Origin of the sequence: Bacillus sp. LNXM65 (genome assembly GCF_002998575.1) — a bacterium.
In the GTDB taxonomy this organism is placed as follows: domain Bacteria; phylum Bacillota; class Bacilli; order Bacillales; family Bacillaceae; genus Bacillus.
Genome location: NZ_PVRB01000002.1, coordinates 272541 through 299061, shown reverse-complemented (window position 1 = coordinate 299061; position 26521 = coordinate 272541). Strand labels below are relative to the sequence as shown.

At 42.8% G+C, this 26521-nt stretch carries 26 protein-coding genes; 5 read left to right on the top strand and 21 right to left on the bottom strand.

Going from position 1 to position 26521, the window contains the following annotated elements:
- Positions 1-8: 8 nt before the first annotated feature.
- On the bottom strand, positions 9-689 hold the full coding sequence (locus C6Y03_RS05070; RefSeq protein ID WP_034660393.1) for a uracil-DNA glycosylase: 681 nt from the start codon (positions 687-689) through the stop codon (positions 9-11).
- Entirely contained in the window at positions 686-1513 is an 828-nt protein-coding gene (locus C6Y03_RS05065) for a glycosyltransferase family 2 protein (RefSeq protein WP_034660394.1), read from the bottom strand. The genes C6Y03_RS05070 and C6Y03_RS05065 overlap by 4 nt, the downstream gene beginning before the upstream one ends.
- A 128-nt stretch (positions 1514-1641) precedes the next feature.
- Between C6Y03_RS05065 and C6Y03_RS05060 the strand changes: the two genes are divergently transcribed.
- Together C6Y03_RS05060 and C6Y03_RS05055 are read left to right on the top strand one after the other, a co-directional pair.
- A complete protein-coding gene (locus C6Y03_RS05060) occupies positions 1642-1947 on the top strand; it encodes a YflT domain-containing protein (RefSeq protein ID WP_034660395.1) in 306 nt (101 codons plus the stop codon).
- Positions 1948-2073: 126 nt separating this feature from the next.
- Entirely contained in the window at positions 2074-2883 is an 810-nt protein-coding gene (locus C6Y03_RS05055; RefSeq protein ID WP_106038943.1) for a bifunctional hydroxymethylpyrimidine kinase/phosphomethylpyrimidine kinase, read from the top strand.
- 102 nt (positions 2884-2985) lie between these two features.
- Here the strand turns inward: C6Y03_RS05055 and C6Y03_RS05050 are convergent, their stop codons facing one another.
- The 6 genes from C6Y03_RS05050 to C6Y03_RS05025 form a co-directional block, all read right to left on the bottom strand.
- Positions 2986-3294 (bottom strand): hypothetical protein, encoded by a 309-nt coding sequence (locus C6Y03_RS05050; protein ID WP_106038942.1) that lies wholly within the window; start codon positions 3292-3294, stop codon positions 2986-2988.
- 75 nt (positions 3295-3369) lie between these two features.
- Entirely contained in the window at positions 3370-3624 is a 255-nt protein-coding gene (locus C6Y03_RS05045; RefSeq protein ID WP_008359596.1) for a hypothetical protein, read from the bottom strand.
- Between the two features lie 187 nt (positions 3625-3811).
- Entirely contained in the window at positions 3812-5269 is a 1458-nt protein-coding gene (locus tag C6Y03_RS05040) for a sucrose-6-phosphate hydrolase (protein ID WP_106038941.1), read from the bottom strand.
- Positions 5270-5288: 19 nt separating this feature from the next.
- The gene (locus C6Y03_RS05035) at positions 5289-6677 is read right to left on the bottom strand and encodes a sucrose-specific PTS transporter subunit IIBC (protein ID WP_106030643.1); all 1389 of its coding nucleotides are present in this window, start codon (positions 6675-6677) and stop codon (positions 5289-5291) included.
- Between the two features lie 253 nt (positions 6678-6930).
- Complete coding sequence (locus C6Y03_RS05030) at positions 6931-7764, bottom strand: PRD domain-containing protein (RefSeq protein ID WP_106038940.1); 834 nt, start codon at positions 7762-7764, stop codon at positions 6931-6933.
- Positions 7765-7816: 52 nt separating this feature from the next.
- Positions 7817-8095 carry a hypothetical protein gene (locus C6Y03_RS05025; protein ID WP_106038939.1) on the bottom strand — a complete coding sequence of 93 codons (279 nt, stop codon included), beginning with the start codon at positions 8093-8095 and terminating at the stop codon, positions 7817-7819.
- 500 nt (positions 8096-8595) lie between these two features.
- Between C6Y03_RS05025 and C6Y03_RS05020 the strand changes: the two genes are divergently transcribed.
- A complete protein-coding gene (locus C6Y03_RS05020; RefSeq protein WP_106038938.1) occupies positions 8596-11022 on the top strand; it encodes a S8 family peptidase in 2427 nt (808 codons plus the stop codon).
- A gap of 309 nt (positions 11023-11331) precedes the next feature.
- Here the strand turns inward: C6Y03_RS05020 and C6Y03_RS05010 are convergent, their stop codons facing one another.
- The 3 genes from C6Y03_RS05010 to C6Y03_RS05000 all read right to left on the bottom strand — a co-directional run bounded on the left by C6Y03_RS05010 (position 11332) and on the right by C6Y03_RS05000 (position 14462).
- A complete protein-coding gene (locus C6Y03_RS05010; protein WP_189318311.1) occupies positions 11332-12336 on the bottom strand; it encodes an LLM class flavin-dependent oxidoreductase in 1005 nt (334 codons plus the stop codon).
- Positions 12337-12390: 54 nt separating this feature from the next.
- A complete protein-coding gene (gene nfsA, locus C6Y03_RS05005) occupies positions 12391-13140 on the bottom strand; it encodes an oxygen-insensitive NADPH nitroreductase (protein ID WP_034660404.1) in 750 nt (249 codons plus the stop codon).
- Positions 13141-13250: 110 nt separating this feature from the next.
- On the bottom strand, positions 13251-14462 hold the full coding sequence (locus tag C6Y03_RS05000) for an FtsW/RodA/SpoVE family cell cycle protein (RefSeq protein WP_066031564.1): 1212 nt from the start codon (positions 14460-14462) through the stop codon (positions 13251-13253).
- A 476-nt stretch (positions 14463-14938) separates the two neighbouring features.
- Between C6Y03_RS05000 and C6Y03_RS04995 the strand changes: the two genes are divergently transcribed.
- A complete protein-coding gene (locus C6Y03_RS04995; protein WP_003215279.1) occupies positions 14939-15205 on the top strand; it encodes a spore morphogenesis/germination protein YwcE in 267 nt (88 codons plus the stop codon).
- A 78-nt stretch (positions 15206-15283) separates the two neighbouring features.
- Here C6Y03_RS04995 and qoxD read toward each other — a convergent pair whose 3' ends face one another.
- The 8 genes from qoxD to C6Y03_RS04955 all read right to left on the bottom strand — a co-directional run bounded on the left by qoxD (position 15284) and on the right by C6Y03_RS04955 (position 24554).
- Entirely contained in the window at positions 15284-15664 is a 381-nt protein-coding gene (gene qoxD, locus C6Y03_RS04990; protein ID WP_003215204.1) for a cytochrome aa3 quinol oxidase subunit IV, read from the bottom strand.
- 1 nt (position 15665) lies between these two features.
- A complete protein-coding gene (gene qoxC, locus C6Y03_RS04985; RefSeq protein ID WP_106038937.1) occupies positions 15666-16283 on the bottom strand; it encodes a cytochrome aa3 quinol oxidase subunit III in 618 nt (205 codons plus the stop codon).
- Positions 16283-18241, bottom strand: a complete 1959-nt coding sequence (gene qoxB / locus C6Y03_RS04980; protein WP_034660406.1) for a cytochrome aa3 quinol oxidase subunit I — start codon at positions 18239-18241, stop codon at positions 16283-16285. The genes qoxC and qoxB overlap by 1 nt, the downstream gene beginning before the upstream one ends.
- A 27-nt stretch (positions 18242-18268) precedes the next feature.
- Positions 18269-19225, bottom strand: coding sequence for a cytochrome aa3 quinol oxidase subunit II (qoxA, locus tag C6Y03_RS04975; protein WP_095285740.1), 957 nt, complete (start codon positions 19223-19225; stop codon positions 18269-18271).
- Between the two features lie 515 nt (positions 19226-19740).
- Positions 19741-20823 (bottom strand): M24 family metallopeptidase, encoded by a 1083-nt coding sequence (locus tag C6Y03_RS04970; RefSeq protein ID WP_106038936.1) that lies wholly within the window; start codon positions 20821-20823, stop codon positions 19741-19743.
- 4 nt (positions 20824-20827) lie between these two features.
- Positions 20828-22348, bottom strand: a complete 1521-nt coding sequence (gene galT, locus C6Y03_RS04965) for a UDP-glucose--hexose-1-phosphate uridylyltransferase (RefSeq protein ID WP_106038935.1) — start codon at positions 22346-22348, stop codon at positions 20828-20830.
- A 35-nt stretch (positions 22349-22383) separates the two neighbouring features.
- Positions 22384-23376: a UDP-glucose 4-epimerase GalE gene (galE, locus tag C6Y03_RS04960; RefSeq protein ID WP_106038934.1), complete on the bottom strand. Its 993-nt coding sequence runs from the start codon at positions 23374-23376 to the stop codon at positions 22384-22386.
- The gene (locus C6Y03_RS04955; protein ID WP_411266084.1) at positions 23376-24554 is read right to left on the bottom strand and encodes a galactokinase; all 1179 of its coding nucleotides are present in this window, start codon (positions 24552-24554) and stop codon (positions 23376-23378) included. The genes galE and C6Y03_RS04955 overlap by 1 nt, the downstream gene beginning before the upstream one ends.
- Before the next feature lie 181 nt (positions 24555-24735).
- On the opposite strand from C6Y03_RS04955, the gene C6Y03_RS04950 reads away from it, so the two are divergent.
- Positions 24736-25581: an AraC family transcriptional regulator gene (locus C6Y03_RS04950; protein ID WP_034660412.1), complete on the top strand. Its 846-nt coding sequence runs from the start codon at positions 24736-24738 to the stop codon at positions 25579-25581.
- 35 nt (positions 25582-25616) lie between these two features.
- On the opposite strand, the gene C6Y03_RS04945 is transcribed toward C6Y03_RS04950, so the two are convergent.
- Positions 25617-25874, bottom strand: coding sequence for a hypothetical protein (locus C6Y03_RS04945; RefSeq protein ID WP_003215318.1), 258 nt, complete (start codon positions 25872-25874; stop codon positions 25617-25619).
- A gap of 27 nt (positions 25875-25901) precedes the next feature.
- Positions 25902-26285, bottom strand: coding sequence for a GtrA family protein (locus tag C6Y03_RS04940; RefSeq protein ID WP_012011676.1), 384 nt, complete (start codon positions 26283-26285; stop codon positions 25902-25904).
- Positions 26286-26521: the final 236 nt, after the last annotated feature.

Sequence of the window (26521 nt, the reverse complement as noted above, 5' to 3'; positions counted from 1 at the left end):
TCCTCTTTTCACTCAATACCTTGGATACACCAGTTGATTTCTTCGATCCCCATTTGTTTTAAATACGCGTTTACCTTTGAAAACGGACGACTGCCAAAAAAGCCGTTTCTTGCAGAAAAAGGACTTGGATGAGGTGACTCAATGATGTAATGCTTGTTTTGATCAATGCGTTCTTTCTTATTTTGAGCATGTCTTCCCCATAACACAAAAACGACGGGCTGATCACGTTCATTCAGCACATCAATGACACGGTCTGTCACACGTTCCCAGCCCTTGCCTTTATGCGAGTTCGCCTCGCCCTTTCTCACGGTCAGCACAGTGTTTAAGAGCAGCACACCCTGCTCTGCCCAGCTCACAAGTGAGCCATGATTTGGAACAGGACAGCCAAGATCATCCTTTAGCTCCTGAAAAATATTTCTCAATGAGGGCGGATGCTTCACGCCAGGCTGAACAGAAAAGCTTAATCCATGTGCCTGACCTGGGCCATGATAAGGGTCTTGTCCCAAAATCACCACTTTGACCTCTTCATAAGACGTCAAATGAAGCGCACGATAAACGTCATCCGGTTTCGGAAAAACGGTCTGCGTGCGATATTCTTCCTTCATCCATTCACGTAATTCCTGATAATACGGCTGTTCAAATTCACTTTTCATCACAGCCCACCAGCTATCATTTAAAAATGGCTTCATTGGGGTTCTCCTCCTTCTATTTGCTGCGTTAGTCTGGAGATCATCGGTTTTCCGTCCCACACAATATCACTCTCTGATTCTCGTTTTTTCATCGCTGGTTCTTCTAATAAGACAGCAAAGTTAGCTGTCGGCAGGTCACCCAGCTCATGCTTTTCACTTAGATCATCTAAGTAGTTCTTCCTTGTTTCACCAAGATCACTAGACTGATTCCCACCGCCGTCAAAAAACGCATAGATCACGCTGGCAGCTGGCACTCGTTTGACACGGGCATGCTGTGATACACGCAAAAAGAAGTCCCAGTCCCAATAATGATGCATCGCTGGATCAAAGTAGCCAATCTCATCGTGTATACAGCGTTTGTACATACTGCCGGAAGGAACATAGGTAGAAAAAACACGCATATCCTCAATAGCTGCTGTATAAGCAAATAAACGTCTCGACACCGGGAAACGGGTCGCGCCTTTTTCTTCAAATGACACAATTTCTGCATCAGAAAAGACAAAATCGGCGTCCTCCAGCGCCTTACTCATACGTTCAATATGACAAGGTGTAAAGTAATCATCGTCGTCACTCAGCATGATGACATCGCCTGTCAGCTCCCGCACCCCCACGTTTCTAGCATTCACATGCTGGACATTCTCATCTAAATGGATCAAGCGGATCGGAAGTTCAGAGTAGAGTTCCTGGATGATGTCGACTCGCTCTCCTGCATCATTCACGACCACAATTTCAAAAGGCTGTACAGTTTGTCTCGTAATGGATTCAAGCAGCTCACACAGTGCGCTGAGCCGGTTATGTGTCACAATTAATAAGGAAATCTTCATATTCAGCTTACTCCTTTAATAGATTCGTCTTTTTCCATTAAAACATAAAATGACGTTCTTCTCATGATATAAAAGGCGGTTTGATGTGACGGGAAAATGGGAATTTTTGATGAAAAGGAGTGATCACGATGGAATACTTCACAGTAGAAAATAGCAAAGAAGCCAAACAGACCATTGAACAAATACATTCAGCAAAGGATGATATTTTCGTTTTCGCGTACGATCCAGAACGCTCTGATACCGTCACAGAGCATACAAATGCCAAAAGCATGACAGCGGTCGATCAAGGGATTTTAGATCAAATCGCCAATGTCATCCGCACCCGGGATGACGAGCTCATGGCCAAAATGATGTCGGTTGGCGCGGATCAGGAATTAGCCTTAACACTTTTAGACGAACTGAAAAAAGGAAAATTGGTGATTTGTAAAAGGTAAGGAGAAAGGCGTTCCTCCTAGGGTGGAACGCTTTTTTATGTCGTTTCATTGTGATAAACGGAAAAGCTGATTATAATAAGGGATAGAACAGTAACTGTTACACATCACATTGGAGGTTCAGCAACTATGTCTATGAATAAAGCACTCACCATCGCAGGGTCGGATTCAAGCGGCGGTGCAGGTATCCAAGCAGATTTAAAAACGTTTCAAGAAAAAAACGTCTACGGGATGACAGCTTTAACCGTTGTCGTTGCAATGGACCCACATAACCATTGGGATCATCAGGTGTTTCCAATTGATACGGCGACGATTCGTGCGCAGCTCTCTACCATTGTAGAAGGCATTGGGGTAGATGCACTGAAAACGGGTATGCTCCCAACGGTCGACGTGATCGAACTTGCAGCTGACACCATCAAAACATACGACCTAAAAAATGTCGTCATTGATCCTGTTATGGTTTGTAAGGGTGCGAACGAAGTCCTTTACCCAGAGCACGCTGAAGCACTGCGCGAAAAACTCACACCACTGGCAACCGTCATCACGCCTAACCTTTTCGAAGCAGGTCAATTAAGCGGAATCGGTGAGATCAAAACGATTGAACAAATGGAAGAAGCGGCAAAACGCATTCACGAACTTGGTGCCAAGTATGTGGTCATCACGGGAGGCGGTAAGCTAAGCCAAGATAAAGCGATCGATTTGCTTTATGATGGACAAACCTTCGAACGCCTTGAAACAGATAAGATCGACACAGAATACACACACGGCGCAGGCTGCACATTCTCAGCAGCAGTCACAGCTGAACTAGCAAACGGCTCAGACGTGAAAGAAGCCATTTATGCAGCAAAAGAATTCATCACAGCTGCCATCAAAGGCTCTTTCCAGCTAAATGAATACATCGGACCAACGAAGCATTCTGCTCATCGTTTTGATAAGTAGAATAGATAAACCCGATCCGCCTTGTTAATGGGCGAATCGGGTTTTGTTTGTACTTACAAGCTCTTGTATACCTTCTCTATTCTCTCAAATTCATCACGTAAATCACTTATCATCAGGTCTTCCCGTAATCACTTTTAAAAACTCGATAAATTGACGACCTGATTCAATGAGTTGATATACAAACTCTTTAAAGTCGGCCACCAATATCTGATTTTCAAGTGATAACATAATTTCTCGATCGGATTTTCTCTCCAACTGTATTTCTAGAGGTAAACTTGGATAATAAATCTTTCCGTACCCTTGTTCCATAAAATCTTCTTTCGTAGCAACGAATGTTTTGATCTTTTCAATATCATCAATGGGTACAAACTTCTTCTTGTCCTCCAAATAAATATACGTTTCTATCTTCAATTGACGTCACCCTTTCATTTCATGAAAAAAAGCATACCCGCGTCTGGGTACACTCTTTTATCCATACAGGAATACCTACTTTTGCTGATCAGATTCTTTCGCCATTTTTCGAATAAAGGCTTCAATGGATTCAACAAATAAGGCATATTCTTTCATTTGTTTATACGTATCTGACAGCTTCTCTTTTAATTCTTCCTGCTCTAGAGAAGGTTCACCGAGAATAGATTGGACTTGAATGAGCAATTCTTTATATTCTTCACGTTTATCTTCAACATGATCTGCCATTGTCTCCAAGCGTTTTCTAGTCGTCGGCTGCTGTTTTGAATTCAAGTAAACAACCCCTTTTTGTCCTACCGCATTTGGATAAACGTCAGCCTCAGCTGTATATATTTTAAAATGATACCATAATTCCACTTGTTATCATATATGTAAAACGTCATCAAACCGCTTCAGACCACCCTTGTATATACATGTTATAGGTTCTAAGATACAGGCGGATTTCACTAGAAAAAGCAGATCATTGATCTGCTTTTCTTTGTAAATGCCATGTTTTTAGTTTAAGCTTTGTTTCATTTCTGCCACTGATCGAGATTGATTTATTTCCCGGGGAAGGAAAGTAACGAGCAGTAAATACTTCTCGGCCTCCGTTTACAAAAATCTCGATCGACGATGCATCGATAAAGATGTGAAGGTCGTGTAATTCCTCTATTGCTACTTCTCGAACTTCTTTTGATCGATCTTCAAATCGATCTCGCTCTAATGTTAATTTGCCTTCATCTTTATCATAAATGATACGGGCTGCCGCTCGAATACAGCATTCAAACCCTTTTTGTGTGTCAATTTGATCAATGAATACCTCTGCGCTTGTAATATCATCTACAGGAATCGATTGGACGGAGCGTTTGATATGAAAAACATTCTCTTGTTCATTGGTTCTCATCGCCTGGAGCTCAGTGACTGGTTTTTGAATCAGATGTCCGTTATCATCTAAACGCAGCTCTCTCGGGATCGTGAGGCAGTGTATCCATTGATACGAAATCGTTGGATGATGCTCTTCTCCTTGATCAGGCACCCCCATCCATCCGATTAAAAGACGTCTGCCTGATTCGTCTAGAAAGGTTTGCTGCGCATAGAAGTCAAAGCCGCGGTCCAGCTCCTCAAACGCTCCGTGCGTATATTGATAGGTATGATCATCCAATCTCCCAACAAAATAGCCTGATTGATGTGTATTATGATATTTTAAGCCATCCGGCTTGAGCCCCTGCGGGGACACAATCAATACATCCCCGCCATCTAATTCAAATAGATCTGGACATTCCCACATATAACCGAAATCCTCTAATCCATTTTTCCCACTGCCAGCAATCATGCCTTGAAACGTCCAATTGTCTAAAGTATCAGAGGTAAACAAGACGAGATTCCCTTTCAGGTCCAGGCTTTGTGCACCAAGAACCATGTACCACTGGCCATTTCGCTTCCATACTTTCGGATCACGAAAATGGGCGGTGAATCCTTCTGGTAGCGTCGCCACGACACCTTTTTTCTGAAAATGAATGCCATCTTCTGAAACAGCTAAACATTGATATGTCTCACGGTTTCCTTGTTCATCGCGAACGTTTCCAGTGTACATCACATACATCTGTCCATCGTCAATGACTGCGCTGCCAGAATAACAGCCGTTTTGATCAAACCAATCACTTGGGGCAAGGGCGGCTTCCTCGTGCTGCCAATTCACTAGATCTGTCGATGTGTAATGGCCCCAAAATTTTGCGCCGTGTCCCGTTTTGAATGGCTGCCACTGATAAAAAACGTGGTAAACCCCTTTCCACTGAATCAACCCATTCGGGTCATTTAAAAGACCAACTGGCGGCATTAAATGAAAATGCTGACGGTACACATCTTTTTTCACCAAATGCTCATAGTTTCGAATACGGTCTGCTACCTTTTGACGAAGTGCTGCGTCGGTTGTTGTCATGACTGTGACCACTCCTTGATTATTTTTCTACTTCTTTTACTTTAAAGATGATGGTGAGAGTAAATGAAACAGCAACAGCGATTAACATACCAATCACATAATTCACCACATTCTGCACACCGTATGGCGCGGCAATCGCAATCATCGGAATACCCGTTAAACCATAGGCGTTGGCTGCAACCTTCGTGAAGACAACAAATGCCCCGCCTAATGCGCCTCCGATCATCGCGGCAATAAACGGCTTACGATAGCGGAGGTTGACACCGAATATGACAGGCTCGGTAATACCTAGGAAAGCTGAGAAAGCTGCAGGAAGTGCGATTTCTTTTGTTTTCGCGCGTTTCGCTAAGAAAAAGACAGCCAATCCCGCCCCGCCTTGAGCTACGTTGGACATGGCCCAAATTGGCAGCAAATAGTTACGCCCAATATCATTCAGCAGTCCTGCTTCAATCGCATGGAAGCTATGATGAACCCCTGTAAGAACAATGAGAGAGTAGGCACCTCCGAAAATGAGTCCTGCTAAGAAGCCTGCATGATCATAAATAAATGTCAATGCATTCGAAATTCCAGTACCGAGCATTCTTCCAAGCGGTCCAACTGCAATAAACGTCACAAATCCAGTCACAATCACCGTCACAAACGGGGTCACAAGTAAATCAATACTGTTCGGAACCACTTTTCTTAAATTCTTTTCAACAAGACACATGATGTACACAGTCAATAAGACTGGAATGACTGTTCCTTGGTAACCAAGAAGAGCAATATCAAAATTGAATAAATGCATATACTCTGGTTTCGCATCCGTCAGCCCCCACGGGTTGAGCAGGTTCGGGTGAATCATAATCCCCCCAATAACGGCTCCTAAATACGGATTTCCACCAAACTCTTTCGCTGCACTGACCCCAATTAAAATCGGCAAAATGATAAAGGCTGCACTTGAGAACATATCAAGCATTTGGAAGATCGCAGAGCTTGGGTCAGCCCATTTGAAGGCTTTCATCATGCCTAATAGGCCCATTAATAAACCGCTTGCAACAATTGCTGGAATGATCGGTACAAAAATATTTGATAACGTCTTTGCAAAACGTGCAAGTGGATTCATTTTTTGTTTCACTGCTTCATCATGGCTGACAGGCTTTTGTTTCTCGTCTCCTGTCTCAAGACCAGTCTCACGAGCAAATGGTTCATATACTTTGTTGACTGCCCCCGTTCCAAAAATGATTTGGAATTGTCCCGAGCTTGAGAAAGCCCCCTTCACCCCTTCAAGTTCCTCAATGGCTTCTTTGTCAATCAGTTCCTCATCTTTTATCACCAATCTGAGTCTTGTTGCACAATGCGTGGCACTGATGACATTTTCTTTGCCGCCTAATCGTTTTGTTAATTCTTTGGCTGTTTTTTGATAATCCATGTTGTCTCCTCCTTTTTTAAAGCAAAAAAGACCTAAAATTCACCAACGATAAAAGGACATACACGTCCCCTCGTTACGCAAATTTTAGGTCTTGCCTGCCTGGCAGTCACAATCCCACGATATCAAATTTTGATTACGCTTTCATCATAGTATAAGAGTGAGACGTGCGTCAACCTCTTTTTTCGAATCAATTGACCCATATACACTAATAAGAGTAGTGTGCATAAAAAAAGCCTGCATGCAGGCACAACCACTAAACCAATTCGGCATCCTGCAGACGCTGGACATGCAGCGTGATGTAGCCGATCTCCGATTCAGGGAGATGAAGTTCATATTCATTTTTTAACAAATCAGCGAGTCCACGTGCACACTGGTAAGCCAAATCATACTTTGTTTGGATAAAACTCAGCATGTCATCGTCCATGATTTGAAATGCCTCATTTGATTCCAACCTGCCTAATGCATACCTCAAATGTGTCACAAGCCGCTGATAGGAAATACTATCCTCATCAATTGAATGCTGAAAATAGCTTTCTATATGCTCGATCATTTCTTTGATCATCGTTGTATATTTCACGGTCTTTTTCATAGACTCCGTATTCATTTTGGCCGTATGAATATGGAGTGCCACATACCCTGCCTCATCGTCCGGCAGTTCAACCCCAAGCCGATCCTTTACATAACGAATGGCATACTTTCCAATATCATATTCCTGCTTATATAAGACTTTGATCTCACCAAGCAATTTATTATATAGCACAATGCCCTTTTGAATGCGCTCAATGGCAAAGGATAAATGGTCAGTCAGTGATATATGAATATGATCACTAAGCGGCATCATCAGTTCACCCTCTGCATAACTGATGATATGCTCTGCCACCTCAATATGCGCTTCTGGCAATGTCGCAAGAATTTGTTTGAATTTCTCATTTTCTTCACGCACAACAAAGATTTTCTCTATTTTTTGAACGGGAACGACGTCATTTTTCCCCTTCTGAAAAGCAATTCCAGGCCCCATCACAATTTTCTCCTGATCACCTTCCTTTACAATCACCGCATTGTTATTCAATATCTTATATATCTTCAAGGGGTATCCTCTCCCACCAGATAACGTTTCTTATGAGGGATTTTACCCTGTTTCATCTCTCATGTAAAGGTAAGAGCGGACCAGCACGCGCCTCTCTCGCCGTCTTCTCATCAAGCATCATCAGACTTTGCTGAAACGGTTTCTCTGACCTGCGCTTCTTCTTCTTTTCTTCTGCCAGCTTCTCTAGCTCTCTCTCTTTCACGACTTGAAAGAACCTATCATCCACCGCGACCGCCTGAAAACGTTGCTGCTTCATCATCACACCAGGATTCACAAGCACGTTCATCATGAAACCAAACCATACACTCAACCAGTTTTTGAATTTCCTCACTGAACATCCCTCCGCTTTTCTTAGAATCTAGCAGTTCTAGCAAAACAACTGCTCCTATCATATCCCGAGAAAAAAGAGAGGTTTGTCACAATCTGGGTGAAAAAACAAACTAGTTTTCAGAAGTTTTGTTGAAAAGTGCAGAAGATCATCAAGTACGAGGATGTTTGAATAAAAATTTTATACACACTCTATCCAAAAGATAAGCACACCTTATCAACAGGGTTTATCCACATATCAACATCCCATTACTAGATTTTGTGTATGCGATTTTTTTATTTTCCATATATATATCTAAATAATTGAGTTATCAACAGGAGTTTGTGCATAAGTGAGACTTTATAAACAAAATAGTTCTTTATAACTATGTAAAATAAGACCATTTTAGTAAAGGAATTGTTTTCATCGTATTGAATACTTAATAACGGGCAGTGAATCTTTCCTATTTATCCACAAAAAGAAAGGCTATCTCCCTAAAAACACAGCTAGAAAGGGGAAAATTAATGAAAAAGGTCATCTCTCGTTCTTCTGTTCTATTGTTCTCCACTATTTTTATTTTATCCACATTCTTTACAGGTCAACAGGCTGCTGCCGCTCCATCGAACAAACAGGTGGAATTGGAAAAAGCAGAAATCTTCGGTGAAATCAATGTCAACTCTAGAAAACATACCACTGTTATTGTTGAATTAAAGGAAAAATCCTTAGTTGAAGCCAAGCAAGAAGGCAAAGCTCAAACAAAGGCCTCCCTCAAAAAATCTCGAACAAAAGTAAAAAATGCAGCACTCAAAGAAATTGATAAAGCGAGTGTTCGTCAAGAATATGAAAAAGTCTTCTCTGGTTTCTCTATGAAACTTCCTGCAAACGAAATTCCGAAGCTGCTCGCAGTTGACGGAGTAAAAGCCGTTTATCCGGATGTTACATATAAAACAGATGAAGTGAAAAAGGAAAGCATTCAGCTTCCAAATGAAGATGTCTCCCCTCTTATGGATAAAAGCGCTCCATTTATCGGTGCACCAAAAGCTTGGGATGCCGGCTACTCTGGAAAAGGGGTAAAAGTCGCTGTCATTGATACTGGAGTAGACTATACCCACCCTGATTTAAAAGGAAACTTTGGTTTATACAAAGGCTATGATTTTGTTGATAACGATTATTCTCCGCAAGAGACGCCTAAAGGAGACCCTAGAGGTGAATCGACAGACCATGGCACACACGTCGCAGGAACAATTGCTGCCAATGGACAAATTAAAGGTGTCGCAAAGGATGCCACACTTCTTGCGTACCGTGTACTTGGACCAGGCGGGTCTGGGACAACTGAGAACGTTCTTGCAGGCATCGACCGCGCTGTTACTGATGGAGCAGATGTCATGAACCTCTCTCTCGGAAACAGTGTGAATAACCCTGATTATGCCACAAGCATCGCACTCGATTGGGCCATGTCTGAAGGCGTTGTCGCTGTCACATCGAATGGAAACAGCGGACCGAACAGCTGGACAGTCGGTTCTCCCGGCACGTCAAGAGATGCCATTTCTGTCGGAGCAACTCAACTTCCGTACAGCCTTTATAGTGTGAAATTCCCGAACTATTCTACTGCAAAAGTGATGGGCTACTATCAAGAGAGTGATTTAAAAGCACTTGACCAAAAACAAGTCACACTCGTCCATGCAGGTATCGGTGACGAAAAAGCATTTGAAGACATCGATGTGAAAGGAAAGGTTGCCGTGATCGAACGAGGAGCCATTGCCTTTGTTGATAAAGTCGACAATGCAAAAGCTGCTGGTGCAATCGGCGTTGTGATGTATAACAACACCGATGGAGAAATTCCAGTCGATGTACCGGGTCTCGCTCTTCCTACGATTAAGCTTTCAAAAGCTGAAGGAACAGCACTTGTTAAAACTATTGAGACTGGTAATAATACAACGACTTTCTCCATTCAATTTGTCAAAGAACTTAGTGAGCAAGTCGCTGACTTCTCATCTCGCGGACCAGTTGTGGATACGTGGATGATTAAGCCTGATTTATCAGCACCTGGCGTCAGCATTGTGAGTACGATTCCAACGCATAACCCTTCTCAGCCTTACGGATATGGCTCAAAGCAAGGAACAAGCATGGCTTCACCGCATGTGGCAGGGGTCGCAGCGATCATCAAGCAAGCAAAACCATCTTACTCAACAGAACAGATCAAAGCATTGCTGATGAATACAGCAGAAAAACTTTTTGACGCAAACGGCAGCCCATTCCCTCATAACACACAAGGGACAGGCAGTGTTCGCATCATCGAATCACTCCAAGCGTCATCTATCGTTTCTGATGCGAGTTATTCTTACGGCACTTTCTTGAAAGAAAAAGGCGTTCAAATCAAAACGAAGAAATTCAAGGTAGAAAACCTTTCAAAAGCACCGAAAACGTATACCATTGATTACAAATTCAATGGCAGCGGCATCAGCACAAACGGAACGAAAAAAATCACTGTCAAAGGGAATTCCACTGGGTCCTTTACTTCCGCGGTACAAGTGAAATACGGTAAAACCAAAAAAGGAACGTACCAAGGCAGCATTACCCTTCGTGAAAATGGCAGAAAGGTCACAGAGATTCCTACTTTATTGATTGTAAAAGAGCCTGATTATCCGCGCGTCACTTCGGTTTCCGTCGAGCCGGATAACCGTGCTGGAAGCTATGTCATTAGCAGCTATCTGCCTGGTGGCGCTGAGAACCTTGCATTTCTCGTCTACTCGACAGATGGAGAGTATTTAGGTGAAGCAGGTGTTTATCAACATGTAGATAAAGGAGAACACCGCGTAAAATGGAATGGCACGATCAATCAAGGTCAAAAGCTGGAACCTGGTGAGTATACAATGCTTGCGTATGCAAGTTTGAAAGGGAAATCAGACACTGTTCAAACGAAGGAACCCTTCGATATTTATCCTGAATAAACGTGAATCACAAGAAAAGCCTTGTATGAGCGGATTAGCTCATCAAGGCTTTTTGATTATATATGGAGGAAAGAGAGTTTGATGTTGATATTGCTATGGATCGTTTCTTTTTTGACTGCTTTTTTTCTAACGATCACTTTGGTGTATTTTTTCGAAACATCCTCGTCCTTTTCATCAACCATGCGAGCTGACGGTCTATGTGTCCTTCATTACCCGCTTAGTTTGCTGGTGACAGCCGCGTTTATTTTCATCATGATGCTCCTTTTCCCCCTCTATTGGCTGCGTGGACGGTAAACAGACATACATACGTTATGCATCAAAGGCTTCTTTTAATAAACGATACGATGTGAGCCGGTCTTGCATGTGGTGAGTGATCGTCACAGCGATTACTTCATTTGTACGATACGCTTTCGCTAGTGCCGTCAGCTGCTTTTTCACAGAAGATGGCGTTCCAACCACCATCCTTTGACGATTGGCAGCCACTCGTTTTTGTTCATATGGACTGTAGGAATAAGCTTGTGCCTTTTCATATGAAGGAAAGCCCCCGAGGTTTTGCCCCTGTTCATTGGCGAGTAAGGATAAATCTAAGCTGACTGCCAGTTTTTCTGCCTGTTCCTCTGTTTCAGCACATAAAACGAAGACCGCAAGACTGACGCGCGGCTCATCACCGAATGCTGAAGGTTCGAACCGGTTGATGTATTGCTCCACAGAATCTTCTCCGCCTTCGCCATTGATAAATAGAGCAAACGTATAGCCTGCACCTGCTTTCGCCGCAAGTCTTGCACTCCCTCCGGAGGAACCAAGAATCCATACCTCTGGTGCAGTCTCTACCTTCGGAGAAGCGGTTAAATGGGGCAGCGGGTAAAATTCATCCGCTAGGTCGTGTAAATAGACCTTCAATTCTTCTACCTGCTCAGGATATTGATCACCTAGTCGTTTTCGTTCACCATGATGAAGGGCAATGGAGGAAATGGGCATACCACCAGGAGCACGTCCAATCCCAAGATCAATTCTGCCAGGAGCCAGTGCTTCGAGAACCCTGAAGTTCTCTGCTACTTTATAGGCACTATAGTGAGGCAGCATCACACCGCCTGAGCCAATACGTATATGTGACGTAACGGCTGATAAATGACCGAGTAGCACCTCTGGACTCGACCCTGCAAGCCGGTTTGAAAAGTGATGCTCTGATACCCAAAAACGGTGATAGCCCCACTTCTCTGCCTGCTTTGCCAATTCAACCGTTTGCTTCAATGCTTCAACAGGTGTTGCATCTCCGATCAAAGGAGATTGATCCAGTATACTTAATTTCATCATGCTGCACCTCTTACAGAAATCCCCCTCTCTCAATCGAAAGGGGGGATGTCTTATTTATTTTCGATTAAAGCCCTTCTCTTTAACAAATTCTCCAAGGAAGGCACGCTTTGGCTGACTAAAGCCGCGAAGCATCTGCTTAGACCAAGTATCTTTTCTCTCTCCGTTTGTTCGTTCTTCATAATATGATGAAATACGATCATCGTATTCTTTTAAATAACGATCCACATGCGCTTCATCTTGCTGATATGCATTTTCATGATAAATGAGTTCAACTGGCAGCCGTTCCTTTTGTGACGATTGACTCGCTGGATGTCCGACAGCCAGACCAAATAACGGCAGCACATAAGATGGCGTTTCAAGTAATTCAGACACTTCTTTCAGTTGATTACGCAGACCGCCAATATAGCAGATCCCAAGTCCCATTGATTCTGCGGCTACACTCATATTTTGCGCAGCGAGCGCCGTATCAATGACGCTAATGAGAAAGGCTTCCGTATTCTCAAGCGCCTCCTGATGATTTTCCCCTGCTTTTTTTGCAATATCATCATGGCGTTTCAAGTCTGCACAGAAGACAAAGAAATGCCCATTCTTCTCAACGTATGGCTGATTCCCAGCCAGTTCAGCAAGCTTGGCCTTCTTCTCTTGATCTGTCACTCCAATAATACTATACGCCTGTACATAGCTTGATGTCGAAGCAGCCTGTGCACTTTTAATGAGTGTCAGCACCTCTTCTTCGGACAAACGCTCGTCTGTAAACGAACGGATGGACCGATGATTTAATATCGTTTCTATCGTTTTGTTCAATTCGAAGACCTCCTTCACTTGTACTATCATATGACAAAGACATATGGCTTTTCAAAAATTAAAACTCGCATGAAAAAAGACAGTCTATACTTAGACTGCCCTTACCCGTTTTATTTAAATAAATAACTTTGGTATTTCGTTAATTGAACACTTGCGTTATAAGCAATCCCGAATCCAATGAGGACAGATAAGACAGAGCTTCCTCCGAAGCTGATAAATAGGAGCGGAATCCCTGTTACAGGCATCACGCCTATGTTCATCCCAATGTTCTGGAACGTATGGATCACAATCAGTGCTGTATATCCTACACAGAAGAATGACGCAAACCGGCTATAAGGATGGATACGGTCGATCAGCACGACAAGCCGATAGATCAAGAAGAAGAACATGATCACAACAAACGCACATCCGACAAAGCCAAAGGCTTCTCCTATAATGGAGAAAATCATATCTGTTTGTGCCTCTGGGACATAGACTTTTAAGTTTTTAACCCCATTCCCAAAAATCTGTCCAGCACCAATAGCCATAATGGCCTGGTCTACTTGATATTTATCAGACCCAGACGCATCCTGAGTCTGCGCTTGGTTGGCTGACGTAGAGCTATCAGGCAGCCAAGCGGTAATCCGGTTAATCTGATACTGCTGAATGCCAATTGTTTTCGCAACATCAGGGAAGAGAATGATCACGGCTAACACAGCGGCAACTAAAAGCACAACCACAGAACCGATGAGAGAAATCAGCTTCCAATTAACCCCTGATAAAAACACCATCACAACGACAATAAACATACAGACAGCTGCCGTACCTGCGTCCTGTAAGAAAATCAGTCCAACTGGAACGGCTGCTACACCGGCAATTTTTAATAGTAGGAAGATATCATCTTCTAATGTCCGTTTTCCTCTAGGGCTTGACTTACCGATGACAGATGCAAGCATCATAATCAAACCAATTTTCATAAACTCTGAAGGCTGAAGTGTCCCAATCCCTGGTATCACAAACCAGCTTTTTGCACCATTTTTAATTGGAGCAAAATCATGACCTCCGATTTGTGCAGGAGCGACTTTCAGAAAAAGTAACAACAGTATGCCACCTATAAAAATATAGAGGCTTAGCTTCTCTAATTGCTCCAAATCAAAGTAATTTATGGCTACAATACATATAACTCCGACCATGTAGTAAATAATCTGCCTCGTCCATGCATTAGATCCATACTGTCCAAATTGACCCGCAGCATAAATCGCAATGACACTGATGGCAAAGAAGGCTAAAAATATAAAAATTAAATCCCCTTGATAGTACGGAGATGTATTCTGCTTGTTCATGAACTAACCACCCTTATTACAAAACATAAAAGCCCTTATTTATATTAGATTGAATTTTTCACAAAAGCAACTCACCTTAAATATGACGGAAGATACATCCGAAAGGTTCCAATCATTTTTCAAAAAATGAAATACTTTTCATTCTAACAATAGGAAAAAATTCCTCTATACTCTTTCCATTCATCCGATCATGAGTCCTTTAAAAAGATTATTTTACAGATATTAAGGGGAAAATTCAATGACCTATGTGGCGATATGACAAGCAATTATCAAGCCAGCATAAGCTGTACGGAGAGAAAAGGAAAAAGCCACTTTCTACGGAATAAGGCCTATTTTCCAATTATTGAGTTTACTTCAAAGTCAATTGTGGTATAATACTTGTAACAAAATGTTCACAATATCTCCTAAAAACAGACACAATTGCATCCTGACCTCTCATTTGATTTGGATATCAACTTACAAAGGAGTTGGATACGATGGATATGTTCTTTGCGTACCTATGTATTGCAACGGCTACACCCCTGTTTTTATGGCTTGAAAACAGAAAAATTGCACTAGCTTCTATTCCACCCATTATGATTATGTGGATTTTCTTCGGTCTTTACATGACGAGCAGTTTATCTCCAGCAGGACATACCTTCATGATCGCATTCTTTGCCATTAACGTCATTTTGGCACACATTGCAGCGTTTCTCATTTATGGACTTCCATTCATTCGCAAAAGATTCAGCAGCACCAGATAAATCACGCACCACCTATTGGAGGCGTAATCAACATCATGATAAAAACCACTCACCTTTGAGGGATGAGTGGTTTTTTTATTATTTCTCTGAATGCTCAGACTGCTTTGGCGCAGAAGGTGAATAACCATCTTTGCTGTTCTCTCCGTGGCTGTAGTGAGCCGCAAAGATCCAAACAGATCCGATAACGAAGATAATCGCACAAAACAGACCAAACAATGTATTTCCGACTTGAACAGTTCCGTTCTCGCTTTCTGTCATGTGCATAAACATGAATAGCTGCAAGAACGCTTGAATGAAAGCAAAACCAAAGATAATCCATAGTTTTGCAGAACTGCCAATTTCAGCTCCAATGGCAATCCAGAATGCTAAGATTGTTAGCACAATGGATAGGATGAAGCCAACTACGTGTTTCCAAGGGAAGTGTTCGTGCTCTGCTGAGGAATTTGTTTTTCCAGCCATATCACAAAAGCCCCCCTAATCCGATCAAGTAAACAGCTGTGAAGATGAAAATCCATACAACATCAAGGAAATGCCAGTATAGACTTGAGATAAAAATCTTCGCTGCTGTTTGTGGAGTTAATCCACGTTTTTTAATTTGGAACAAGACCCCGGTAATCCAGAAGATACCGATGGATACGTGTAGTCCGTGAGTTCCTAAAAGTACAAAGAATGCAGACCAATACGCACTTGTATGGATGCTCGCACCCTCATGTACATAATGGAAGAACTCGAAAATCTCAAAGCCAACGAAGCCTGCACCTAGAAGCAGTGTCAGAATCGTCCAAATGATAACCCCTTTTGTACTTCCACGGCGCATTTCATGAACAGCAATCCCGCATGTAAATGAACTAACCAATAGCAGGAATGTCATGATCAATACAAGCTTCATATCGAACAGCTCAGCTGGTAAAACGCCGCCAGCTGTTCTGCCATGAAGAACAAAGTAGGTCGCAAAAAGTGTTGAGAATAACACGATTTCCGCGCCAAGGAATATCCAGAAACCAAGGATGTTTAAACGTCCTGTTTCAGACTGATATTCAAGCGGTGCATTTGCATAGCTGCTATCATTATGTCCCATTACTTCTGCGCCTCCTTATTCTTTTTCTCTGTTTCAATCACTTCTTCAACAGGAATATAGTAGCCATCGTCATATTCAAATGAGCGTAGAATCATTGTTGCGAATACACCGATTAAGCCAATAACGCCAATCCAGTACCATTCAAATACAAGACCGAATGCACCAAGTCCGAAGAATGCAGACATGATGAGTGGTCTGCCTGAATTGTGCGGCATGTGAATTTTCTTGAATTCTTTTTCAGGATGAACGTCTACGTTGTTTTGCTTCCAATGATGGAATGCATCTGGTGTTGTCACTTCTGGAAGTGCTGCAAAGTTATAATGCGGCGGAATTGCAGAAGATGTCGCCCAGTCAAGAGTACGTCCATCTCCCCAGCTGTCTCCAGACACTTCACGTTTCGCGTGTCTCCAGCTGTAGTAGATGTTGTAGCAAAGGATGATGAATCCGATACCCATCATAAATGCACCAATTGTTGAAATAAAGTTTAGTGCAGTCCAGCCATCTTCTGGTCCATACGTATAAATACGTCTTGGCATTCCTTGCAGTCCTAAGAAGTACTGCGGGAAGAAACAGATGTTAAATCCGATCATGAATACCCAGAAGAACCATTTGCCGATTCTTTCGTTTAGCTTGTAACCAAACATTTTTGGATACCAGAAAACAAGACCAGCAAAACAAGCAAAGACAGTACCTGCGATTAATACATAGTGGAAGTGGGATACAAGGAAGTACGTGTTATGGTACTGGTAATCCGCAGCTGCCATCGCAAGCATAACCCCAGTGACACCACCGATAACGAAGTTCGGGATGAAACCAAGTGCCCAAAGCATTGGTGAAGTAAAGCTGATACGGCCTCGATACATCGTAAAGAGCCAGTTAAAGATTTTCACACCTGTTGGTACAGAAATCGCCATTGTTGTAATCGAGAAGAATGAGTTAACCGCTGCACTGTTCCCCATTGTAAAGAAGTGGTGAACCCACACAAGGAAACTAAGAACAGAGATTGCCACAATCGATACAACCATCGCTTTGTAACCAAACAGCTGTTTTCTTGAGAACGTCGCAAAGATTTCTGAGAAAATACCGAAAGCCGGCAGGATGACGATATATACCTCAGGATGTCCCCAAATCCAGAAAAGGTTCGCCCAAAGCATTGGCATACCGCCTGCTTCGAGTGTAAAGAATGCAGAACCGAATAAACGATCAAATGTCATAAGTGCTAAAGCAACTGTTAATACAGGGAATGCGAATACGATGATGACAGACGTAATCAATGTTGTCCATGTAAACATTGGCATACGCATAAGTGTCATACCTTTTGTTCGCATTTTTAAGATGGTCACCATGAAGTTAATACCTGTCATAAGTGTACCAATACCTGCAATTTGGAGCCCGAGCAAGTAATAGTTCTGTCCAGGTCCTGGTGAGAAATCATTTCCGGCGAGCGGCATGTAACTCGTCCAGCCTGCACTTGGTGATCCTCCAATGACGAAGGAAATGTTGAACAGCATCGCTCCAACCATGAATGTCCAGAAGCTAAGGTTGTTCAAATAAGGGAATGCAACGTCACGTGCACCAATTTGAAGAGGAACAACGACGTTGATTAAACCAATTAAAAATGGCATCGCCATGAATAGAATCATGATCGTACCATGCGTTGTGAAAATTTCATTATAGTGGTTGGAATCTAAAAACGTATTATTAGGAAGCGCCAGCTGTGCGCGCATCATCAGTCCGTCTACCCCACCGCGGAAGAACATAATCACAGCAGCAAGGATATACATGATCCCAAGCTTTTTATGATCAACTGATGTTAGCCATTCTTTCCAGAGCCATTTCCACTTTTTAAAGTAGGTTAAAACAAACACGATGGCAATGGAAGTAAGAGCGATAGAAATTTGCGCACCAAGAATTAATGGGTCTCCAGTTACAAAAAACTCATCCCATTTCAAATGCATAACGGCCTCCTCCTTTCCTTAGTCAGTTTATTCATTATCTAGTTTTCTTTTATAGTTCTTCACATTCTCGAAAGGATCTGTTTTGGAATGCGGAGAAACTGATTGGTAACCTAAACGTTTGCGTGCTTGGAGTGCGTATTCAGAATCCTCTCCATGCTTCGCAAAGGATAAATGTGTTGATGAGAATGTCTGCACATCTGCAGCATCCGGAAGCATCAAGTAGTCATACGTTTTCTTCGTTAACTTTGGTGCTTCTTTCTTCGTTTTGCTTACCCATTTATCATAGTCAGACTGCGTCATCGCATTGACTTTGAATTTTTGCTGAGCAAAGCCCTCGCCTGTGAAGTTGGCGTTTCTTCCTTCATATGTGCCAACTTGATCAGCTTGAAGATATTGTTCCATCTCCATTCCAGCCATCGCATACTTCTCCCCGCCTAGCTGAGGAATCCATAGTGATGCCATTGTATCAGCGGAAGTGATTTTGAATAAAACCGGCTGATCTTTTGGAATGTTTAAGTAGTTCACTGTCTCAATATTTTCCTCTGGATAGCTAAAGATCCATTTCCAATCAACAGCTGTAGCATAAACGACAAGTGGATCTTTATGGCTTGTTGCTTGAGGTGCCTCTTCCAAAGAGTAAATTGTTTTTACAGTTGGAACCGAAAGGGCAGCAACGATTAATATTGGGATCACTGTCCAGATAACTTCTAGAAGCGTATTCCCGTGTAGTTCTGGGTTATAAGAGGCGTTTCCAACGTCCTTACGCTCACGGTATTTAACCAAAATGATGGTAAACAGTACAAATACCGCACCAACGATAAAGAGCATGAATCCGATGGATAAAAGGATTAAGTCTTTTTGTTGTGCTGCGACAGGTCCTTTAGGATCTAAAACAGCGATATTGCTGCAACCTCCTAATAAAAAAACACTCACGAGCATCGCTAATAAAAGCATAGGTTTAATGGCTCTGAACAAGAAGATCACCATCCTTCCTTAGATAATGTATAAATTGCTGAATAATTGTGAAAAGCCATCTGCCTTCGAAAACTTTTCTTCCCTTTGTAATGCTATCAAAATCTGTTAGAGTTAGCTTCCCTTTTTTCAAAAGTTCATTTATTTTTCAACAGATTTCTATTAAAATGTCATAAATTCGACATAAATTTATATTATTGCACACACAATAAATTTCTAGGATTTTGAAAAGTTGAGAGTTGAAGGCAAAGGACAAACAATCAAGAACTTTGTCAAATTTAGGTTTACCACAATAAAAAAGTTTGGTCGAATTTCAATTTAACTTAATGAAATTTTATCTAGGTAAACAATTTTGAAATAGGTATCCCCACATTTAACAAAAACCTTACTCATTTTAACGCAAGTTCACAAGAAAAGAAAGTATCGATTCTCTGCGATACTCTGTAAGAATTGGTAATGATGCTGAATTAGTGGAATCTCGCTAAAGACTTCCAGCAAAAAACCGGCTCAGCGCCGGCACTCTGCATTTATTCATCTCTCACTAAGATGTCAGGTCGTCTATAGATCTCCCCTTCATGTTCAATGTCCATGTACGTCCACTTGCCTGTATAGGTTAAAAAGCGGTTGCCCTCTTTTTCTACTACTATCGTATCCTCTGATTTCAGTCCAGGCAATGAAGGATTCCACGTAAACACTTGATGCAGCTGAATTTCTTCCTTCGATGAGGGAACAGCAATGATTTCCCTAGATACAAATCCCGTCTTTCCCCCTTGATGAAGCTTTTTCCAGCTATCAGGGAAGCCCTCTTTTTCATACTGAGCAATACCTGCTTTCAGTACATCTCCTAATGTTTTACCAGGACGTGTGGCGGCATTCATGACTGTATCAATTCGTGCAAGCCGCTCTTTGTTCTCTTCAAGCTCCTTTGGAAGCTGACCAAAGTAAACAGACCTTGAGACATTCGCTACGAGCCCGTGCCGTTCTGCACAGAGGACAACAAGCGCGTGCTTTTGAAGTGCTTTCTCTGTTGGAATCGGGTGACGGTATTGATGGATCCGGTCATCCGTTGCCACAAGCAGGACTTCTATCGTCATCCCTTGTGCAATGGCTCTTTGAGCAATAAGCGAAGCAATTTCGTGTTCGGTCTGCCCTGGCACGATTTCTTGACAGACACTTTCTACAATGACCGCTGTTTCATGACAAAGGATTTCATATTGACTGAGCAGCGAGGCAGTAAGGATCGATCGAACATGTGACAAATCCGGCTCGATCCATTCGAATCCATCCATTTGAATGTCCGCCCCAATTCGTTTACCTTTTGTGAGTTCTTGAATGTAGGAGGTCTCATCCTCATACCAATCCATTGTGACCACCTGAAAGGGATGATCGACATACGCCATTTCCTCTTCAATGATCCGCTTTTCTTCCATTTGATTCACAATGAGGACGAGGTCGTCTTTTAAGACGAGCAGCTGGCACACGCCCTCTGGCGTATTTAACACAATGTGATTCCTTCTTCCGCCTGTCAGCCAGGAGAAGTTATTTCGCTTTTGAATCAAGACACCATCAAGCTGCTTTTCTTCCATTAGCTCTCTTACTTGTTCAATCATCTAATCACCTGCCTGTATGAAGTGTTTGAATGAAACGGTTAAAAGCTGTTTTCCCTTGCTCAGTTCTTTTAAACACACCCGCCTGCGAGAGAATTCGAGAAAAAATAGAGCCAATTTCTTGTTGTAAAATGGTTTCGGTATTGTCCTCTGTAAAGGTGTTCTCTTCAAGCAGCCGCTTTGCCCATGTTTCGTGTTTCATGATAGCAGGACGGGCTTTGATTTCTTCAAGAGGACTTTCGGATAGCAATGCCTCTTTTAATTGGCTTAACTCCTCTGCTAATCTGCCAGGAAGGACAGCAAGGCCCATGACTTCAATTAATCCGATATTCTCTTTCTTAATATGGTGAACTTCTTCGTGCGGATGGAAAATGCCGTCTGGGTGCCGCTTGTCTGTACGGTTATTACGCAGCACTAAATCTAATTCATAGTCATCCCCGTGGCGTCGCGCAATAGGTGTAATGGTATTGTGCGGAGTCTCTCCTGTATGAGCGATCAGCCCCACCTCTTCATCTGAATACAATTTCCACTCATGTAAGATAAAGTCTGCTGCGTCCGCGAGCGACTGCCGCTCGCTGCTTCGAAGGCGGATCACAGACATCGGCCATTTCACAATGCCAGCTCGCACATCCGGAAAGGCTTTGAGAGAAAAGACTTCTTCCATCTCTGCTTTCGCCATCGGAAATTCATGTGCACCGCCCTGAAAATGGTCATGACTTAATATACTGCCTCCGACAATCGGAAGGTCGGCGTTCGACCCGATGAAATAGTGCGGGTATATAGATATGAAGGAAAGCAGTCGTTCAAAGGTTTTTTTGGTGATGCTCATTGGCTCATGTTTACCTTTGAACACTATGCAGTGCTCGTTGTAATACACATAAGGTGAAAATTGCAGAAACCACGATTCACCTGAGAGTGTCACAGGAATAATCCGGTGATTCTGTCTCGCTGGATGGTTGATCCGCCCCTCGAAGCCAACGTTTTCTTTACAAAGGAGACAAAGAGGGTATTGCTTTTGACTGAGCTTCTTGGCTTCAGCGATGGCTTTGGGGTCCTTTTCCGGTTTTGATAGATTAATGGTGATTTCCAGCACACCATTGTCTGTTGGTGTAAACCACTGTACATTTTTGGCGATCCTGCCTGTATGAATATAGTGGGCATGCTGCTGCATCGCATAGAACCAGCTTGTAGCTGCCTCTGGTCCCTCATGTTGGCGTTTTTCTTCAAACATCGCATAGATGACACTTGGAGGTGCCACCAAGCAGCCCATGATTTTCGCATCTAGTAAATCACGATACGTATCCGTCCCCTCAGGAATAAGGCCTGTTTCTACTGCCCAATCCAGCATCGGCATTAAAATGTCTTCAAGGTCTCCTTCTCCTGAGACTGTTCTTGCTTCAGCGTCATCGAGCCCGAGCACCTCAAGCAGCCGATTTCTCGTATAATCGATATCTAGTGATGTCATCAGCTCTTTATTGATCCCGTATTGAATCAGCTGTTCCAATTTTTCAAAAATATCAATCGCCATTCCCTCTGTCCCCTCTCTTGCCTGCCTGTTACGCTTTATTCACTTCGGTAGCCATCTGGATGCTTCTGAAACCAATCCCACGCGCTCTGAATGATCGTGTGAAGGTCAGCATATTGAGGTGTCCATCCCAATTCTTGCAGCGCTTTTTCAGAAGAAGCAATCAGCTTTGCTGGATCTCCCGCGCGTCTTTTTGCCACTTGTGCCGGGATGGCATGCCCCGTGACTTTTCTGACAGCTTCTACGACCTGCTTCACGGAGAAACCTGTTCCATTCCCTAAGTTGTAGGTCGCACTGCCTTTTCCAGCACGCAGCCGGTCAACGGCTAAGATGTGCGCCTCTACTAAGTCCATCACATGAATGTAATCTCTAATACACGTGCCGTCCTCTGTCTCATAATCATCACCGTAAATCATGATCTGATCCCGTTTTCCTAAAGCAACTTGCAGAATAATTGGAATGAGGTGTGTCTCAGGCTGATGATCCTCTCCGACAATTCCTTCTGTATGGGCACCAGCTACATTAAAGTACCGAAGCACCACGTATTCTATTCCATACGCTTGCTCAGACCACTTCAGCATTTTTTCAATCGCTAATTTTGTTTCTCCATAAGGATTCGTTGGGTTCGTTTCATCCGTTTCAACGATCGGCACGCGCTTCGGTTCACCGTATGCAGCAGCAGTTGAAGAAAAGACGATGTGTTTCACATCAAATTCATTCATTATTTGTAGTAAAGCGGTTGCTCCGCCGACGTTGTTGTCATAGTACTTAAGCGGGTCTGTCACACTCTCCCCGACAAGTGAATCTGCCGCAAAGTGCATGACCGCTTCTATTTGATGCGTTTTGAAAACCTGTCTTAAAAAGACGTGATCCCGTAAATCTCCCTCTTCTAAGACAGCTCCTTCCAAAACAGCTTCTTTGTGGCCTGTCTGCAAATTATCCACTACCACTACTCGTTCGCCTTTCGCTAAAAGAGCCGCCACCGCATGACTGCCTATGTACCCTGCTCCTCCACAAACTAAAATTGTCATCACATTTCCTCCTTCGTGAGTTCTCTTGCGCCTCCTCCAATTCCAGCTGTGTAAAAAGAGGCTTGAAGTCCTGTTTTCTCTTGATACATCGCACCAGTTTCTTCTATAAATGAACCCAGCAGCTCTTCTTTCACAATGCTGATCGTGCATCCGCCAAAGCCTGCACCTGTCATACGGGAGCCAATCGTCCCAGGGTGACGCCAAGCCGCTTCTGCTAGTGCATCTAGTTCAAGTCCTGTTACTTCATAATCATTCTTTAAAGAAAGATGAGAAGCCTTCATGAGGGCGCCTAACTTTTCAATTTTATCATCTTTCAAGAAATTTATCGCTCTTATGGTCCGCTCATTTTCCATCACGACATGTCTTGCACGTTTGCGGCATATGTCATCTTCAATCAAGTGGGCAAGCCCCGAAAATTCATCCGCAGTGAGCTCACATAAGTGGGTGATGTCGATTTTTTTCCGAAGATCATTTAAAGCTGATTGACACTCTGCCCGGCGCTCATTGTATTTGGAATCAGCCAGTGTCCGCTTTTTGTTTGTATTGGCGATGACAAGCGCCAGTCCCTCTTGTCGAAACGGACTGTATTCAAAGGCAAGGGTGTCACAATTGAGCAAAATGGCGTGATCTTCTTTTCCAAGAGCAATCGAAAACTGATCCATAATCCCGCAATTGACACCAATAAATTCATTTTCTGCACGCTGTGAAAGGAGGGCAAGACGGGCATTTGAAACGCTGAATGAATGCCATTCATTGATGAGAACAGCGGTAACAAGCTCAATGGAGGCAGAAGAAGACAGGCCTGCACCATTTGGAATATTGCCGCCGTATACAATATCAAAGCCTTCTTCGATCTTCATCCCTGTTTCGATAAACTGACTGAACACGCCCTTCGGATAATTCGCCCAGCCGTCCGACTCCAAGTAAGCGATTTCAAAAAGGTCGAATTCTTTCACACCATCGTCATCAAAGTTCAAGGAATACATTCTCACGCGGCCATCTGAACGCTTCGCACAAGCAGCATACGTTCCGAGAGTAAGTGCGCATGGAAACACATGGCCTCCATTGTAATCTGTATGTTCACCAATCAAGTTCACTCTTCCTGGGGCAAAAAAATAGCGAAGTTCTTCTCCATCTCCAAATTGCTGGTGAAATGCCGCGCGTAACGTCTCGATCATATCCATTCCCCTTTTCTCTTCTGATACTTTTATTTTAGTTGTCCCAGCAACATCAGTTCAATGGTAAAAAAACCGTTAAAAAATACCCTTTTTTTGCTGTGAATGGTACGATGTGATATGAGGTGTAACATGATTCTAAATAGAAAAAGGTTGTTTTTTGCTGTGAAGGAGGGTTTCCAATTTGAAGAAGGAAGCATTTGCATTTCGTTTTCACCATTCTGATGTGACATTGCCGGCGCAAATATGGTCTGTTGGCTGGGAAGTACAATCATCTTCGTTATATAGCTGGAATGGCGTGGAGCGGAAAGATCAGGGCAAGTGCATCTTTCAGCTCACACTGTCTGGACATGGCATGATTGAAATCGGAGAGAAACGTTTCAAAGTGTTGCCGGGTCAGGCCTTTCTCGTGAAAAGCCCAAGTGCCTATCAATATTATTTTCCAGAGGACAGTGAGCATTGGGAATTCCTTTATTTAACGCTTTACGGGGAAGCCTGCGATCTTTGCTTTGACCAATTTATTGACCAAGGAAAGCAGGTCATGCGTTTTCACCCAAATTCCAGACCGATCCGCCTGCTCAAGAACATTTATGATGAAGCCAGTGAAAGACGGATTACCAATCCATTTGAGGGGTCTAGCCTTGCTTATCAATTTGTCATGGAACTATATTCATATTTGCCAAAGCTTGAGGGACAAATGGAGAAATGGCCCGAGCCCATCGTTCAAGCTGCCTTGTTTGCCAGCCATCATTTTCACGAGGAAATTGGCCCGGACGATATGGCAGCTGCGGCACGTTTATCCAAAAGTCATTTTACGAGGGAATTCAAAAAGGCCACTGGCTTCACACCTATTCACTATCTAACCAATATCCGGTTAGAAAAGGCGGAAACGTTACTGAAAACAACAAAATACTCGATTGAAGAAATCGCCATACAGTGCGGCTACCGAAATGCGAATTACTTGAATAAAGTCTTTCGAAAGAAAATCGGCATGTCTCCAAAGCAACTGCGGGAAACAAGCGATGCATAATAAAAAGCAGCCGCTTTCACAATTGGCTGCTTCTTTTACGCTTTCGTCAGGTCAACATGAATTCTCCCTTGTCTTAAAACAATGGTCATTTGCGTGTCAGGTGTCATTAAGTTTTCTAAAATGTCCGTTGCCGTTTGAAGCGCAATGTCCATTCGGTTGATCTTTTCCTTTTCTTGTTCCGAAAACGCTTCTGGATGTGCGGTCATTTCTTTGACTAGCCTCAGCACTTGTTCATGCTGCTTTTCTGTTTGCTGATATATGACATCATATAATTCGTCTGGCCTGCTGCTCATTTCACATCACCTATCTTTTTTCATGTGTTAAATCGCATCTTCTTTTGTTTTCTTGAAGACGAACCATTTACTGGCGACATAATTCACGACCACAATCACAAAGTTGACAAGAATTTTTGCGACGGTTTCATTGAGCGCCATTTGGCTCACAAATAAAATCATCAGCCCCAGATCTACACCTAGAGACATGAGACGAACACTAAAAAATGAAGAAAGCTCACGCATAAGGCTTTTCGTATCACGAGCCTTTTGCTTGAAGACATACTTCTTATTGGTGATATAAGCAAAGAGAACAGCAAATACCCATGAAACAACTGTAGCTGTTTTATAATCCATGGAAAACATCTCAACGAATAAGTAGAAGCTGACTATGTTGACAATGGTTGTACACACACCCATCACAAGATACATGACAACTTCTTGATACTTTTGAAAAAGGCTATACATGTCTTTCTTCATTCCTTCTTGGTGGTTTCTGTTTCTTTTAGAATACCATCTTGAGAAGAACTTCCCAAACGAACAATATGTACGTCCTGAACAGATGAAATTTGTTCTACTTGATGGCAAATGTCAACCTAATTGGTTTATATAAGCCAAATGATTTAGGTCTTTTTCATTATTTTAATTTATAATCTTTTAACTGACTT

What these genes read in the sequence shown, in the direction of transcription:
- C6Y03_RS04940 (WP_012011676.1), bottom strand. Translation starts at nt 26,285, where the DNA reads ATGTATCTTGTGATGGGTGTGTGTACAACCATTGTCAACATAGTCAGC.
- C6Y03_RS05040 (WP_106038941.1), bottom strand. Translation starts at nt 5,269, where the DNA reads ATGACAACAACCGACGCAGCACTTCGTCAAAAGGTAGCAGACCGTATT.
- qoxB (WP_034660406.1), bottom strand. Translation starts at nt 18,241, where the DNA reads ATGCATTTGAAATGGGATGAGTTTTTTGTAACTGGAGACCCATTAATT.
- C6Y03_RS04970 (WP_106038936.1), bottom strand. Translation starts at nt 20,823, where the DNA reads ATGATTGAACAAGTAAGAGAGCTAATGGAAGAAAAGCAGCTTGATGGT.
- C6Y03_RS05035 (WP_106030643.1), bottom strand. Translation starts at nt 6,677, where the DNA reads ATGGATTATCAAAAAACAGCCAAAGAATTAACAAAACGATTAGGCGGC.
- C6Y03_RS05070 (WP_034660393.1), bottom strand. Translation starts at nt 689, where the DNA reads ATGAAGCCATTTTTAAATGATAGCTGGTGGGCTGTGATGAAAAGTGAA.
- C6Y03_RS05010 (WP_189318311.1), bottom strand. Translation starts at nt 12,336, where the DNA reads ATGATGAAATTAAGTATACTGGATCAATCTCCTTTGATCGGAGATGCA.
- qoxC (WP_106038937.1), bottom strand. Translation starts at nt 16,283, where the DNA reads ATGGGACATAATGATAGCAGCTATGCAAATGCACCGCTTGAATATCAG.
- galE (WP_106038934.1), bottom strand. Translation starts at nt 23,376, where the DNA reads ATGACAATTTTAGTTTGTGGAGGAGCAGGGTACATAGGCAGTCATGCG.
- C6Y03_RS04995 (WP_003215279.1), top strand. Translation starts at nt 14,939, where the DNA reads ATGGATATGTTCTTTGCGTACCTATGTATTGCAACGGCTACACCCCTG.
- C6Y03_RS05000 (WP_066031564.1), bottom strand. Translation starts at nt 14,462, where the DNA reads ATGAACAAGCAGAATACATCTCCGTACTATCAAGGGGATTTAATTTTT.
- galT (WP_106038935.1), bottom strand. Translation starts at nt 22,348, where the DNA reads ATGGCGATTGATATTTTTGAAAAATTGGAACAGCTGATTCAATACGGG.
- C6Y03_RS05055 (WP_106038943.1), top strand. Translation starts at nt 2,074, where the DNA reads ATGTCTATGAATAAAGCACTCACCATCGCAGGGTCGGATTCAAGCGGC.
- C6Y03_RS05065 (WP_034660394.1), bottom strand. Translation starts at nt 1,513, where the DNA reads ATGAAGATTTCCTTATTAATTGTGACACATAACCGGCTCAGCGCACTG.
- C6Y03_RS04955 (WP_411266084.1), bottom strand. Translation starts at nt 24,554, where the DNA reads ATGATCGAGACGTTACGCGCGGCATTTCACCAGCAATTTGGAGATGGA.
- C6Y03_RS05060 (WP_034660395.1), top strand. Translation starts at nt 1,642, where the DNA reads ATGGAATACTTCACAGTAGAAAATAGCAAAGAAGCCAAACAGACCATT.
- C6Y03_RS05020 (WP_106038938.1), top strand. Translation starts at nt 8,596, where the DNA reads ATGAAAAAGGTCATCTCTCGTTCTTCTGTTCTATTGTTCTCCACTATT.
- C6Y03_RS04945 (WP_003215318.1), bottom strand. Translation starts at nt 25,874, where the DNA reads ATGAGCAGCAGGCCAGACGAATTATATGATGTCATATATCAGCAAACA.
- qoxD (WP_003215204.1), bottom strand. Translation starts at nt 15,664, where the DNA reads ATGGCTGGAAAAACAAATTCCTCAGCAGAGCACGAACACTTCCCTTGG.